Annotated in this window: 11 protein-coding genes and 2 pseudogenes; 6 read left to right on the top strand and 7 right to left on the bottom strand. The window is 47.7% G+C overall.

The window, feature by feature from the left end:
• Positions 1-108 precede the first annotated feature (108 nt).
• Genes ATN88_RS23420 through ATN88_RS23410 form a run of 3 tightly spaced genes read left to right on the top strand, consistent with a single transcriptional unit; the run spans position 109 to position 4,942 of the window.
• Positions 109-2,043, top strand: coding sequence for a PrkA family serine protein kinase (locus ATN88_RS23420; RefSeq protein WP_067419911.1), 1,935 nt, complete (start codon positions 109-111; stop codon positions 2,041-2,043).
• 39 nt (positions 2,044-2,082) lie between these two features.
• A complete protein-coding gene (locus ATN88_RS23415) occupies positions 2,083-3,351 on the top strand; it encodes a YeaH/YhbH family protein (RefSeq protein ID WP_067419910.1) in 1,269 nt (422 codons plus the stop codon).
• A 46-nt stretch (positions 3,352-3,397) separates the two neighbouring features.
• On the top strand, positions 3,398-4,942 hold the full coding sequence (locus tag ATN88_RS23410) for a SpoVR family protein (protein ID WP_067419909.1): 1,545 nt from the start codon (positions 3,398-3,400) through the stop codon (positions 4,940-4,942).
• Between the two features lie 68 nt (positions 4,943-5,010).
• Here the strand turns inward: ATN88_RS23410 and fadR are convergent, their stop codons facing one another.
• Positions 5,011-5,862 carry a fatty acid metabolism transcriptional regulator FadR gene (gene fadR / locus ATN88_RS23405; RefSeq protein ID WP_067419908.1) on the bottom strand — a complete coding sequence of 284 codons (852 nt, stop codon included), beginning with the start codon at positions 5,860-5,862 and terminating at the stop codon, positions 5,011-5,013.
• Between the two features lie 662 nt (positions 5,863-6,524).
• On the opposite strand from fadR, the pseudogene nhaB reads away from it, so the two are divergent.
• Both nhaB and dsbB read left to right on the top strand, forming a co-directional pair.
• Positions 6,525-8,110: pseudogene (nhaB, locus tag ATN88_RS23400) on the top strand (Na(+)/H(+) antiporter NhaB).
• A gap of 89 nt (positions 8,111-8,199) precedes the next feature.
• On the top strand, positions 8,200-8,739 hold the full coding sequence (dsbB, locus tag ATN88_RS23395) for a disulfide bond formation protein DsbB (protein WP_067419907.1): 540 nt from the start codon (positions 8,200-8,202) through the stop codon (positions 8,737-8,739).
• Between the two features lie 41 nt (positions 8,740-8,780).
• Here dsbB and ATN88_RS23390 read toward each other — a convergent pair whose 3' ends face one another.
• Both ATN88_RS23390 and ATN88_RS23385 read right to left on the bottom strand, forming a co-directional pair.
• On the bottom strand, positions 8,781-9,170 hold the full coding sequence (locus tag ATN88_RS23390) for a (deoxy)nucleoside triphosphate pyrophosphohydrolase (protein WP_067419906.1): 390 nt from the start codon (positions 9,168-9,170) through the stop codon (positions 8,781-8,783).
• Between the two features lie 2 nt (positions 9,171-9,172).
• Positions 9,173-9,813, bottom strand: a pseudogene (locus ATN88_RS23385) (YecA family protein).
• A gap of 242 nt (positions 9,814-10,055) precedes the next feature.
• Here ATN88_RS23385 and ATN88_RS23380 point away from each other — a divergent pair.
• Complete coding sequence (locus tag ATN88_RS23380) at positions 10,056-10,730, top strand: Rossmann-fold NAD(P)-binding domain-containing protein (RefSeq protein ID WP_067419905.1); 675 nt, start codon at positions 10,056-10,058, stop codon at positions 10,728-10,730.
• An 87-nt stretch (positions 10,731-10,817) separates the two neighbouring features.
• On the opposite strand, the gene dusC is transcribed toward ATN88_RS23380, so the two are convergent.
• The 4 genes from dusC to ATN88_RS28695 all read right to left on the bottom strand — a co-directional run bounded on the left by dusC (position 10,818) and on the right by ATN88_RS28695 (position 13,846).
• A complete protein-coding gene (gene dusC, locus ATN88_RS23375) occupies positions 10,818-11,777 on the bottom strand; it encodes a tRNA dihydrouridine(16) synthase DusC (RefSeq protein ID WP_067419951.1) in 960 nt (319 codons plus the stop codon).
• A gap of 297 nt (positions 11,778-12,074) precedes the next feature.
• Positions 12,075-12,503 carry a helix-turn-helix transcriptional regulator gene (locus tag ATN88_RS23370; protein ID WP_067419904.1) on the bottom strand — a complete coding sequence of 143 codons (429 nt, stop codon included), beginning with the start codon at positions 12,501-12,503 and terminating at the stop codon, positions 12,075-12,077.
• Positions 12,504-12,962: 459 nt separating this feature from the next.
• The gene (locus tag ATN88_RS28700) at positions 12,963-13,511 is read right to left on the bottom strand and encodes a hypothetical protein (protein WP_332308964.1); all 549 of its coding nucleotides are present in this window, start codon (positions 13,509-13,511) and stop codon (positions 12,963-12,965) included.
• Positions 13,508-13,846 (bottom strand): hypothetical protein, encoded by a 339-nt coding sequence (locus ATN88_RS28695; protein ID WP_332308963.1) that lies wholly within the window; start codon positions 13,844-13,846, stop codon positions 13,508-13,510. Before ATN88_RS28695 ends, ATN88_RS28700 begins: the two co-directional genes overlap by 4 nt.
• Positions 13,847-13,861 lie beyond the last annotated feature (15 nt).

Here is a 13,861-nt window from a genome sequence, read left to right as displayed (position 1 = left end):
CGACGCAAATTGATCAGTTGCTACTAGTCTTAAAAGAGCGAGGATATGAAAGCATCTGCGTTTATATCCTTTCTCAATGGATAACAGCACGATTTAGGGGGCAGGACCATGAGTATTTTCGACCACTATCGTCAGCGCTACGAAGAAGCAAAAGACGAAGAGCTGAGCCTTCAGGAGTTTCTGGACCTATGCCGCGAAGATCGCAGCGTTTATGCCAATGCCGCAGAGCGTTTGCTGATGGCAATTGGAGAGCCAGAAATGATCGACACAGCACTCGATCCTCGACTGAGCCGACTCTTTTCGAACCGCGTGATTTCACGCTACAAAACGTTCGAAGATTTCTATGGCATGGAAGAATCCATAGAACAAATCGTTTCCTACTTAAAACACGCCGCGCAAGGTTTAGAAGAGCGCAAACAAATACTCTATTTGCTTGGCCCTGTGGGTGGCGGTAAATCTTCACTCGCAGAAAAGCTAAAAAGCTTGATGCAAAAGGTACCTGTTTACATTCTAACAGCAGACGGCGAACGTAGCCCTGTGAATGACCATCCTTTCTGCCTGTTCGACGCCACAGAAGATGGCGCACTGCTGGAGAGTGAATACGGTATTCCGCAGCGTTACCTGCGCTCTATCATGTCGCCTTGGGCCGCGAAGCGCCTCCACGAGTTTGGTGGCGACATCAGCAAGTTTAAAGTCGTCAAAGTACGCCCATCCATCCTTGACCAAGTTGCCGTGGCTAAAACTGAGCCGGGCGATGAAAACAACCAGGACATCTCATCGCTGGTTGGTAAAGTCGACATTCGTCAGCTTGAACATTTTGCACAAGATGACCCAGATGCTTACAGCTACTCTGGCGCACTGTGTAAAGCCAACCAAGGTCTGATGGAATTCGTGGAGATGTTTAAAGCACCTATAAAAGTGCTGCACCCACTGCTGACAGCGACGCAAGAAGGTAACTACAACGGCACCGAAGGCCTGTCTGCACTGCCATTTGATGGCATGATCCTCGCGCACTCGAATGAATCAGAGTGGCAAACATTCAGAAACAACAAGAACAACGAAGCATTCCTTGACCGTGTTTACATCGTCAAAGTGCCTTACTGCTTGCGTGTTTCAGAAGAAATGAAAATCTACGACAAGCTGCTGCAAAGCAGTGAACTGTCAGCTGCACCATGTTCACCAAGCACCTTGGACATTCTTGCTCGCTTCAGCGTCCTGTCACGCTTGAAAGAGCCAGAAAACTCCAGCTTGTTCTCGAAGATGCGTGTCTACGACGGCGAAACCTTGAAAGACACCGATCCAAAAGCCAAGTCCTACCAAGAATACCGCGACTATGCGGGTGTGGACGAAGGCATGAACGGTCTGTCTACGCGCTTCGCGTTCAAGATCCTGTCTCGCGTGTTTAACTTCGACCATTCAGAAGTGGCGGCGAACCCGGTTCACCTGTTCTATGTGCTTGAACAGCAAATTGAACGTGAGCAGTTTCCACAAGATGTGGCGGAGAAATACCTTGAACACCTCAAAGGGTATCTCATCCCTAAATACGTAGAGTTTATCGGTAAAGAGATCCAAACCGCCTACCTCGAGTCGTATTCTGAGTACGGGCAAAACATCTTTGACCGCTACGTGACGTATGCTGACTTCTGGATTCAGGACCAAGAGTACCGTGACCCTGATACAGGCCAGCTGTTCGACCGCTCAGCCCTGAACAGTGAGCTTGAGAAGATCGAGAAGCCTGCAGGTATTAGCAATCCGAAAGACTTCCGAAATGAAATCGTGAACTTTGTACTGCGTGCACGTGCAAATAACGAAGGTAAGAACCCCGTGTGGACGAGCTACGAGAAGCTTCGCACTGTTATCGAGAAGAAAATGTTCTCGAACACCGAAGAGCTGCTTCCCGTTATTTCCTTCAATGCCAAGACATCAACCGAAGAGCAGAAAAAGCACGACGATTTTGTCGCTCGCATGATGGAAAAAGGCTACACCCGCAAACAAGTAAGACTGCTGTCTGAGTGGTATTTACGCGTACGCAAGTCGTCGTAAACAGGCAGTCTAGGTAGTTACAGATTATACGGGGGGCTTATGGCGCATTTTATAGATCGAAGGCTCAACGGAAAGAACAAGAGCACGGTTAACCGTCAGCGTTTTTTACGCCGCCACAAGCGACAGATCAAAGAGTCGATTGCGGATGCAGTAAACAAACGCTCAATCACCGATGTGGATAGTGGCGAGAGCGTCACTATCCCCTCTCGTGACATCCGAGAGCCTGTATTCCGACAAGGTAAGGGCGGACAGCGTGATGCTGTCCATCCCGGCAATGACCAGTTCATCCCTGGCGATCGTATTGAACGTCCACCCGGCGGTGCCGGTGGTGGTGCGGGCGAAGGGCAAGCAAGCCCTGATGGTGAGGGTCAGGACGATTTCGTATTCCAGATTTCAAAGGATGAATATCTGGATCTGCTGTTCGAAGATCTCGAGCTTCCAAACCTACAAAAAAACCAGATGACCAAGTTGGTCGAGTACAAGACCCACCGCTCTGGCTTCAAAGCAACGGGTGTACCGGCGAACATTGCCATCGTGCGATCGCTGCAAAACTCGTTGGCGCGTCGTACTGCCATGAGTGCAGGCAAACGTCGCAAGCTGCGTGAGCTGGAAGCAGAGCTCGAAGCATTGAAAAGCACTGAGCCTGCACAGCCGCTGGAAGAAAAACGTATTCAGGAAGAAATCGAAGCACTGAAAGAGAAAATCGCTGCAGTGCCGTTTATCGATACCTTCGACCTGCGTTTCAAAAACTACGAGAAGCGACCTCAACCAAGCAGCCAAGCTGTGATGTTCTGTTTGATGGACGTCTCCGGGTCGATGGACCAAGCGACCAAAGACATCGCTAAGCGCTTCTACATCTTGCTGTACCTCTTCTTGACGCGAACATACAAGAACGTTGAGGTGGTCTTTATCCGTCACCACACACAAGCGAAAGAAGTCGACGAGCACGAGTTCTTCTACTCGCAAGAAACTGGCGGCACCATTGTTTCCAGTGCGCTTCGTTTGATGAACGAAATCGTGAAGGAAAGATATCCGTCAAACGAGTGGAATATCTACGCGGCGCAAGCATCGGATGGCGACAACTGGGCAGATGATTCTCCGGGTTGTCGAGAGCTGTTGGAGAGCAGCTTGTTACCTTTCTCTCGCTACTACGCGTACATCGAAATTACTCGTCGCGCACACCAAACCTTGTGGCGTGAATATGAAGTGCTGGATGAGAAGTACGAAAACTTTGCGATGCAGAATATCCGCACTGCAGACGACATCTTCCCCGTCTTCCGAGAGCTATTTAAGAAACAGGTAAGTTAAGGCTTACCGTTTCTCGTCTTATCGGGTTGGGATCCAAGGAGGACTTATGACTGTCGCAGCGAAAAACAAGAAAAAGACCCTCAGTGATGGTCCAGACTGGACATTTGATCTGCTGGAGAAGTACCACGTCGAAATCAAACGCGTGGCGGAACATTACCGCCTCGACACTTACGTCAACCAGATTGAAATCATTACCGCTGAACAAATGATGGATGCCTACTCAAGCGTTGGCATGCCGATCAACTACAGCCACTGGTCTTTCGGCAAAAAGTTCATCGAAACCGAACGCGGGTACAAACATGGGCATATGGGGTTGGCCTACGAGATTGTTATCAACTCTGACCCTTGTATCGCGTACCTGATGGAAGAAAATACCATCACCATGCAAGCCCTTGTCATGGCACACGCCTGTTATGGTCATAACTCTTTCTTTAAAGGCAACTACCTGTTCCAGACGTGGACCGATGCGGGCTCCATCATCGACTACCTGCTGTTTGCCAAGAAATACATCAGCGAATGCGAAGAAAAGTACGGTGTGGATGAAGTCGAGAAACTGCTCGATTCCTGTCATGCGCTAATGAATTACGGCGTTGACCGTTACAAGCGCCCGCAGAAAATCTCCATGGCTGAAGAAAAGGCACGCCAAAAAGCCCGTGAAGATTACCTGCAAACGCAGGTCAATGCGCTGTGGCGAACCATTCCTACCAGCGAGAAAAAACGTGAGAAAGAAGTGGACCGCTTCCCTGCCGAGCCACAGGAGAACATTCTCTACTTCTTCGAAAAACACTCGCCACTGCTAGAGCCTTGGCAGCGCGAGGTGATTCGAATCGTCAGAAAAGTCAGCCAGTACTTCTACCCACAAAAACAAACTCAAGTGATGAACGAGGGTTGGGCGACCTTCTGGCACTACACCATCTTGAATCACCTGTATGACGAAGGCTTGGTGACTGACCGCTTTATCATGGAGTTCTTGCACAGCCATACCAACGTTGTTGCACAGCCGCCATACAACAGCCGTTTCTACAGCGGTATTAACCCATATGCACTTGGCTTTGCGATGATGCAGGACATCCGCAGGATTTGTGAAGACCCAACGGAAGAAGACAAATACTGGTTCCCAGATATTGCTGGCAGTGATTGGCTTGAAACCCTTCACTTTGCCATGCAGAACTTTAAGGATGAGAGCTTCATTAGCCAGTTCCTGTCGCCTAAAGTCATGCGAGACATGAAGTTCTTCGCCATCAATGACGATGACAGACACAACTACATTGAAGTAACCAGCATTCACAATGAAGAAGGCTATCGCCAGATTCGTGAGAGACTTTCAGCGCAATACAACTTGAGCAACCATGAGCCGAACATCCAAGTATTCGATGTCGACTTACGAGGCAATCGATCTTTGACATTGCGCTATGTGCCACACAACCGCATTCCGCTGAATGACTCCTACCAAGAAGTGCTGAAACATGTGCACCGATTGTGGGGCTTTGAGGTGGTGTTGGAAGAAGAGCTACCTGACGGCAAGAGCAAGATCATTTCAACGTGTCCGAAAAGGCCGCAGTTTGATCCTGACCTGATCCCTGGGGCTTAATGTAGCCAAAGCCAGAAAACAAAAAACCGCCAAATCGGCGGTTTTTTTCTTGGACTTTTTAAAGAAGATTAGGCTTCTTCTTGCTCCATCAGTTTGGCGATGTTTTCACGGTTTACAAACCACATTGCGCCACTCTCACGACCGTACTGCTTGATACGATCAGCCACTTCGTTGTGACGACCTTCAACGGTAATCGCCAGCAAGTCACGGTAGAACTGAAGTGCTAGCTCACACGCGCGCTTGTCCATGAAGTAGTAGCCACCAACACGCGAGTAAATCTTGCGCATGCCGTTCATGGTCAATACGTAGACTTTGTTACCTGAGCGTTGAGCCATGCCTTGGAACAACATGTAGTCAAAATGGTTAAATGCACGAGCACGGCACACTGCTTCACACAGTTCCATGTCGGTTTTACCGAAGGAATCGAAGATTTTCTTCACGTCTTGTTGAATCGCATCTTTTTCTTCGATGCTTTCAACAAAGCTTGCGTAGCTCTCGCTTGCCAGCAACTCTTCACAACGACCGATGACTTTTTCAATCAGTGCAGCACACTGTTGCGGGTCGTTCTTCACGGCATAGCGCATGTAAACGCCGCTAATGTCAGTACGAGCAGAAAGCAGGTTTTCCAGTACGCCCTGAACATCTTCACCTTCCAGCGTAACAAGTGTGTCCAGAATGTTCAGACCTGAAGTGTTCATGTAGTCATTTACACGGGTAGGCTTACCGTGTTGAATGGTCAACCATCCATCACGCGCCAGTCGCTGTAGCACTTCTCGCAAAGTCGTACGCGTTACACCGATCAGTTCTGACAACTCACGCTCTGCTGGCAGGATGGAGCCTTGTGGAAAGTGGTTATTCCAAATGCTCTCGATAATATATTTTTCAGCAAAAGTTGCCGGGCTGTCCGCCTTAATAACCATTGAGTGTTCCAAATTGCTTCTTATCTTGATTAATAACTCATCATACCACTTATGGTCACAACCTAGAAACCTGTCAGTGATATCGTTTGCGTGGATTTGACGCAGAATTAACGGCGCATGTCACAGATACTCAAATTGTCCTCGAATTGTCATGCTTTTTTACCCGATTAAACATGCTTTTTATCTGACTATTAACAACTCAGTCAACAGTTGAAATGCGAAGTTCTTCAAGATGTAGAAGGCCGTTTTCTCGCAGGGTGTCGAACAAATTCCCTCATTTTTTTAGCTCACGAATTAACCTTGACGAACATCACAGTTTGCATCAGATCTCGCGCATAGAATAAGCGCGCTCAAATGTTACATATCGTTTCATTTTTAATGTGCTTGAGTTTGATTTTTTCGTAACAAACTCCAGTAATTTAATTAACATGCATTGGATTGTTGACTGTTTGAAAAGTCGCTGTATTGTGTGCACCAAATTTGTCTGACCCGTGGACAATTGAGGTACAAAGCGTCAACTATTGGGCGGTTTCATAATGGGAATTGGTTATTTCATCGCGTCGCGAAATAAGATCACTCCTCCTCTGTCCTCGGTAACAGCTTATTTACAACCATTTCAAGCCCCCAAGAATACTTGCATTAGAAAGAACAGAGACTAATACATGGCCATTACGCTAAGGAACGCATTTATCAAGAATTTTCTTGGTAAAGCGCCAGACTGGTACAAAGCAGCGATCATCGCGTTTTTAATCATCAACCCGATACTTTTTGCTATCGACCCATTTGTGGCGGGTTGGGTACTCGTTGTTGAGTTCATCTTCACCTTGGCGATGGCACTAAAATGTTACCCTCTACAGCCAGGTGGTCTGCTCGCGATTGAAGCGGTTGCCATTGGCATGACAAGCCCAGCAACGGTTAAACACGAGCTGGTTGCCAACTTTGAAGTTCTGCTGCTCCTTATCTTCATGGTGGCAGGTATCTACTTCATGAAGCAGCTTCTGCTGTTCATCTTCACCAAAATACTGCTGGGCATCCGTTCTAAAGTTCTTCTTTCTCTGGCGTTCTGTTCTATGGCCGCGTTCCTGTCAGCATTCTTGGATGCGCTGACAGTTATCGCTGTTGTTATCAGCGTGGCAGTAGGCTTCTACGGCATCTACCACCGTGTTGCATCAGGTGCAGACTTCACCTCGTCTCACGACATCAACTCTGATGATTCAGTGCGTGATGACCTGAGCCGTGATGACCTCGAAAACTACCGTGCGTTCCTGCGCAGCCTGCTGATGCATGCAGGTGTGGGTACGGCACTGGGTGGCGTAATGACCATGGTGGGTGAGCCGCAAAACCTGATCATCGCTGAGAAAGCGGGCTGGTACTTCGGTGAATTTATCATCCGCATGCTGCCAGTTACCCTGCCTGTTCTTATCTGTGGTTTGCTGACCTGTGTACTGGTCGAGAAATTCCGTCTGTTTGACTACGGTACAGAGCTACCAGAAAACGTTCGCCAAATTCTGGTGGAGTTTGACCAAGCAGAGCGTGCAAAACGCACTAACTACGACGTCGCGAAACTGATTGTTCAAGCTATTATCGCAGTATGGCTGATTCTGGCACTTGCTATGCACCTTGCAGCAGTAGCTTGATTGGCCTGACCGTTATCATCTTTGCAACCTCTTTCACCGGCGTTATCGACGAGCACCAAATCGGTAAAGCGTTTGAAGAAGCCTTGCCATTTACAGCTCTGCTGGCGGTATTCTTCTCAGTGGTTGCGGTTATCGTTGACCAAGAATTGTTCACCCCTGTAATCGCAGCAGTACTGCGCCTTGAGGGTAGCGACCAGCTAACCATGTTCTATATTGCGAACGGTTTGCTATCTATGGTGTCTGATAACGTATTCGTGGGTACGGTTTACATCAACGAAGTAAAAGCAGCGTTGATGGAAGGTGCAATTTCCCGCGAACAATTTGAGCTGCTGGCGGTAGCTATCAACACCGGTACTAACCTGCCATCTGTTGCAACACCAAACGGTCAGGCGGCATTCCTGTTCCTGCTGACGTCGACGCTGGCACCGTTACTGCGCTTGTCATACGGCAAGATGGTATACATGGCATTGCCGTATACGCTGGTTCTGGGACTTATTGGTCTGGCAGGTATCGAGTTCTTCCTAGTACCGATGACAGAATGGTTCTACGATGCGGGCTGGATCTCAATCGGTGAGGTTACTTCTGCAGCAGCTGCGAGCATTGGTCACTAAAAGGTTGATCTTAGATCGATTAAGCCTTTGAATAGCGAAGTCCTGCTTGAAATGCAGGGCTTCGTTTTTTTTAAATGGATTCGCTATTTATGTTCTCCTACTTCAATGAAATTTCGCGGGGCCGCGGTGCATGGTTTTTGTTAATGCTGTCAGCATTGGCATTTGAAGCTTGTGCCTTATTCTTCCAGCACGTTATGGACCTAGCACCATGCGTTATGTGTATTTATGAACGTGTCGCGATGTTGGGCGTTGTTGGTGCCGGTTTGCTCGGCATGATTGCGCCATCAAACGGTTTGATGCGCTGGTTGAGCTTGACGGCGTGGGGTGTTTCAGCAGGTTGGGGCTTAAAGCTATCCATTGAACATGTCGGCTACCAGTTCCCTGATCCAAACGAATTGTTTGGTGCAACCTGCGACATCTTTGTCTCATTCCCTTCATGGGCACCGCTGAATCAATGGGTCCCTTCTGTGTTTGAAGCCAGCGGTGATTGCAGCAAAGTGGTTTGGCAATTCTTAACCCTGTCGATGCCACAATGGTTGGTGGTTATTTTCAGCGGTATGTTGGTTGTTCTGGCAATTGTGGTGCTGTCCCAGTTTATCGGGAAGCGTCAACGTCGCATGTTTAGCTAAGCCGTCTATTTAGAAAAAATCCCAGCCTAAGCTGGGATTTTTTATTTCTGTAGCAGCGCAACAAGCGGTTCATCCGCAGCACTGAATGTATAGTCCACCAGTTCTTGTGGCTCAACCCATGCCATGCGTTGATGGCAATGCAAGGTCAGTTCGCCGGAAACAAGCTCGCATTCATAACTTCTCAGGCAAATCGTCTTGGTCGGATAGGCGTGAAGCGTTTCCAATTGAAAGTCATTAACCGCAACAGCCACACCCAACTCCTCATGAAGCTCCCTTGCCAAAGCGTCTGGCTCGGTTTCGCCCGCTTCCACCTTTCCACCGGGGAACTCCCAAAGACCTGCACCGTCTTCTGAATCAAATCGCTGGGTGATCAGAATTTTCTTCCCTTCGCGTATCACGCCAGCAACAACAAGAATCGCGGTATCAGACACTGTTACTTACCGCAGCACTTTTTAAATTTCTTACCACTGCCACAAGGACAAGGGTCGTTGCGACCCACTGATTTGTATGGATTGACGGCTTGTGCGCCAGAGCCTTGCTGAACTTCGTCTGCAGCCAGTGCCACTTCGTTAATCATCAGCTCAACTTGCTTGTAGTATTTTTCTGGTGATGGCAGTGATGACAAGCCCGCTTCCTGCATTTGCACCAAAGTACCTTCTTCATCGTGAAGGAACAGCATGGTCGTCATCAACGCAGACAGCATACGGCGACTACCGTCAGACACAGTCACTTCCTGCCAAGCTGGCTCAATGTGAGGCCAAACCGCTAGGAAACCCTCTGAAAACGCTTGATGTGCTTCGTTACGTTCACCGTCTAGCGACAAACTTTCTGGCAACACATATTCATGGCGCATGAGCAATGCGTATTGCTGCTCGAAGCCACCATGATGGCTTTCTTCTGATCCGCAGTGATAGCTTCAACATCGTCTTCATCCATGCCACCCGTTTGCAAAACAGGCATCCAAACCTCTGGGTCAAGAGGTGCTGGAGACAGGTTTGCTGCCAGTAACGCCCCTTCAATAAAACTTGCAGGCATGCCTTCCCAATCTTGTGGCATTTCAATCAATGTGTTCATCGCGAATCTCGGTTTCACCAAAAACGTGGATCATATACATCCACCCCGTTAAGTCCAGTACAAGAAAGCAGTGACGACCCGTTCCTTCTTAGGCTTCACTTATACAGTAGACGTTTATCATATATTGACGGGAAATGAGCATTTCAGGCTATGAGTTTCATCTAATATTCTGTCTAAGATGTTGAATATGTTTGCGCAAATCATGGTAGCCTAGGCGCAATTGCTTATTGAGGAAAAATGCAGTGTCTTCGTCTAGAAGCGTTATTATCGCTGGAGCAACGGGTTTGGTCGGTGATGAGTTACTTCATCAACTTCTTGGTGATCCTGACGTGTCGCATATCCATGTCGTCACACGTCGTCCCGTATCAATAACCTCTGAGAAGATCATCGTTCACCAAAGTCCGGACCTTTCTGTGACGCATTGGCAACCACAATGGCCCGTTCCACTTCAAGGCTACATCGCGTTGGGGACGACCCTCAAACAAGCAGGCTCAAAGAAGGCGTTGGAAGACGTGGACTTACACTTGGTCGTGAAAGTGGCACGAATGATGGCGGTTGTTGGCGTGAAGCACCTCGCGGTAGTTTCAAGTATGGGCGCCCACCCTTGGTCACCATCACATTACCTGCGCTGTAAAGGTAAGATGGAAAGAGCGTTATCTGACATGGGCTTTGAAAGGCTGTTATTTGCCCGTCCAGGTCCTTTGCTTGGTGAAAGAGATGTGCCAAGAAAAGATGAGCAAGCCTTGAAACGCATGTTGCCGTTTATTTCTCCGTTTCTCGCTGGCCCTTTGGCAAACTTTGAGCCAGTAGAAGGTGTGCGTGTCGCGAGAGCGATGATAAAAGCGCTGTCAGAAGAGAAATGGCCAGGCCGATTTGATTTCAGGATATTGCCCGGGAAAATCCTGAACGAAAGTTAAACGACCACCGACGAAAAAGGCAGACTGGGTCTGCCTTTTTTGCTTTCCAGAAGAAGAAACGAGTCGCTTAAAGTTGTTGGCAACCTATCAGGCTAACGCTTTTTCACTGTCTCTTAAGGCAGTGGTGATAATGCCTAAAATCTGCTGTTTATTCTTCAGCGCGCGAATATGGGTGAATAGCTCGCGTGCTTCTGGATACTCTGCTTGCAAGTATCGGAACCACTGCTTAACGCGGTTTGGATAGTAAAGACCTTTGTCGCCTTTAATTTCAAATTCAGAGTAGCGAACCAGCAGCACAAGGACCTCATGCCAGCTCATTGGTGCCACATCATTTTTAATGTGCGCCGCTAGGTTTGGCATATTCAACGCACCACGACAGACCATAAGCTTGTCACTGCCTGTGATTTCGGCGCACTTTATCGCATCATCGCGATTCCAAATATCACCATTTGCGGTGACCGGAATGCGAAGACGTTGAGTAATATCACCAATCAAATCCCAACGCACGGTGCCCGGCTTATAAGCGTCGGCTTTACTGCGACCATGCACGACGATTTCATCCGCACCACCCAATTGCACGGCATCCACGATTTCGCGATAGCGGGAACAATCATCAAAGCCCAGACGCACCTTGGCACTCACGACATGCTCCGCAGCGACTGCATTGCGTACCGTTCGCACCACCTGATACATCAATTCAGGCTCTTTCAGTAGAGCCGCGCCGCCTTTGTTACCGTTAACTGTTTTCGAGGGACAGCCAAAGTTGATATCAATACCTGATGAACCCAGCTCCGTTGCTAAGGCCGCATTTTCCGCCATATATTCAGGTGCTTGACCCAGTAATTGAACACGCACAGGCGTACCTGATAGCGTTTTGCCACCATTGTGCAATTCAGGGCTGAGTTTGTGAAAAACACGCGGAGGAAGTTTGGCATCAACGACGCGAACAAACTCCGTCACACACAGATCGTATGGGTTAAGTTCGGTCAAAATCTGACGCATCAGAGGGTCAAGTACACCCTCCATCGGACCTAGGATCAGTTTCAAACGCACGATCCTCGGCACACAGCCTTCAAGGTGAAACCGCGCAACGCAGTGCTCATCACTTCATTCATATTGATATTCAAAAGCATTCATCAAAAAGCATGGTAACCACTGAATGAGCCACAAACACTCCTCCAGCAAAGAGGGCGTATGTTACTTCAATACGGACGACAAGAGTACCTTGAACGTAACGATGAATATCGACACAGAAGAGTTGTAGCAGGAGGCGTGTAGCGGCGCGTTGAAATGCTCAATGAGTTCTTTTGCAGAAGTCATTGAGCATTCGATAGCAAAACAGGGTTAAAAAGCAGTGCTCACCGCACGCATGCTGTGGGAAGAATACGTGTCTTTTTCATTGGCAAGCTTATTACCGTAAGACACCATCATGGTGGCCATTTGCGTGCTATTTTTCAGCAGTTCAGAGCGCGCAGGCTCTGGCAGTTTAGAGATGATCATCATAAAGTCCATTACGTCTTTATTGTCTCTAATACTTTGAAAAGCCACTTGGTCTCTCGACTCTTCCAAAAACCACATAATGGGCATCTTAGTGATTTCCGCAATCTCTAACAATGTGGTGGTTTTCGCTGCCGTTTTGCCGTTTTCTATATCCAGATAGGTTTGACGTGCGATGTTTAACTCTTTAGCCATATATACTTGAGTCTTGCGCGCCATTTCTCTTGCGGTTTTTATCTTGTTAGCAATTTGTTGTTTTGATAACTCGATATCCATTTTCTCACCTAATCATCCTAATCAACTCTATATAAACAGCCTATTTCTAAACCTTGATTGCCTTTCCCAATATGAAAAGCTCGATAATCAAAACTCGCGTTAGAAAAAGCTGCTAAAGAGAAGCTATTTTTTGAGTTGCTGAACGTATGTGGCTTATTGAACCCGTTAAGTTTCTGGAATCACAATAAGTATGATGCGACGCTGATGGGTGAAAGATTGTCACGTTAATTCATGCCATTAGTTGCAATTAACAACCAAGGTTTTTATAACCAACTGCAGATATATCTATCACGCGGTGTTAAGCGAGCCGCTATCCGTTAACAAAGTAAGTTTCGATGGACACAGCTATACCTCTGTGTCTATTGACCAGATAATTATTCAACTTGTCAAAAAATTGGTCAACGCAAAATATTGCGTATTTGAGGTGGTGAATCTTCAATGATATGTGTTTGTCACATTCTAGATGTACATATTGGAGAGGGATAAAAGCATTTGCGATACATTCTTTTTTTCTTTTTCCTCTAATCTACGCAGAGCTTCTACGATAAGTGAGTCCCGCACGTGTTGAGCAATCCTTAGCTGATGAAAAGCAGGGAAACGCCTCATTTCGGCGGTGAAGTTCACGTGTGAATTCAGTTTGAACCCTAACTTTGCGCGAAAACCGATGGCCACAGAAAAGGCAACGGGTTTGTTTTCATTCTCTAGCACCCCATATTGGTAAGCAGATAGCCCCAATACCTTTGCCATCGTTTTTTCGGAGAGAGCATGCTCTTTTCTAAATGCTTTTGCCGAGACCGCCACAGAGCGATAGTAATCTTCGCCAAAGGCTTCTAAATCCAAAACCTCCGGCGGAAAGAGTGCGCTGTAGTCCAGTTCTTGATAACCCGGTGTCGCCTCCAACTCCGCACGGAAAGTCGCAAACGCTTGTTTGTCGTCTTCTCCATATAGATGCGTGATGATATCGAGCATGGCATTGAATTGCGCTGTCGGCAGTTTTCCTATTCTCACCAAGCTTCTACCGCCAAATCATCCATGCCACGGTAGTATTCGCGCAGTTTCAAGCCATAGTAAAACGCCGTCATAGGTACCATCATCACCCATGAATACGCCGCGACGACATGAATAGGACGATGCGCAGGATAAGATTCCTGCATGTATTTCTGAAGTGTTTCTACGTTAATCCCAGTGAATTTTTTCTTTAGGTCCGGGAAAGACATGTGGTGGGCGCGACGGACGTATGACATGGAAAGTGCGATGTCGGTGTCGATATGCTCAAGCATCTCATTGAGCTTTTGAATGTGCTCATCACTGACTGATTGTTCTGTGCCAACTGAAAAGGTCATTGTGATACTGCTGTT

Origin of the sequence: Enterovibrio coralii, assembly GCF_001559595.1 — a bacterium.
Lineage (GTDB): Bacteria > Pseudomonadota > Gammaproteobacteria > Enterobacterales > Vibrionaceae > Enterovibrio > Enterovibrio coralii.
This window is presented reverse-complemented; position numbering and strand designations above follow the sequence as displayed.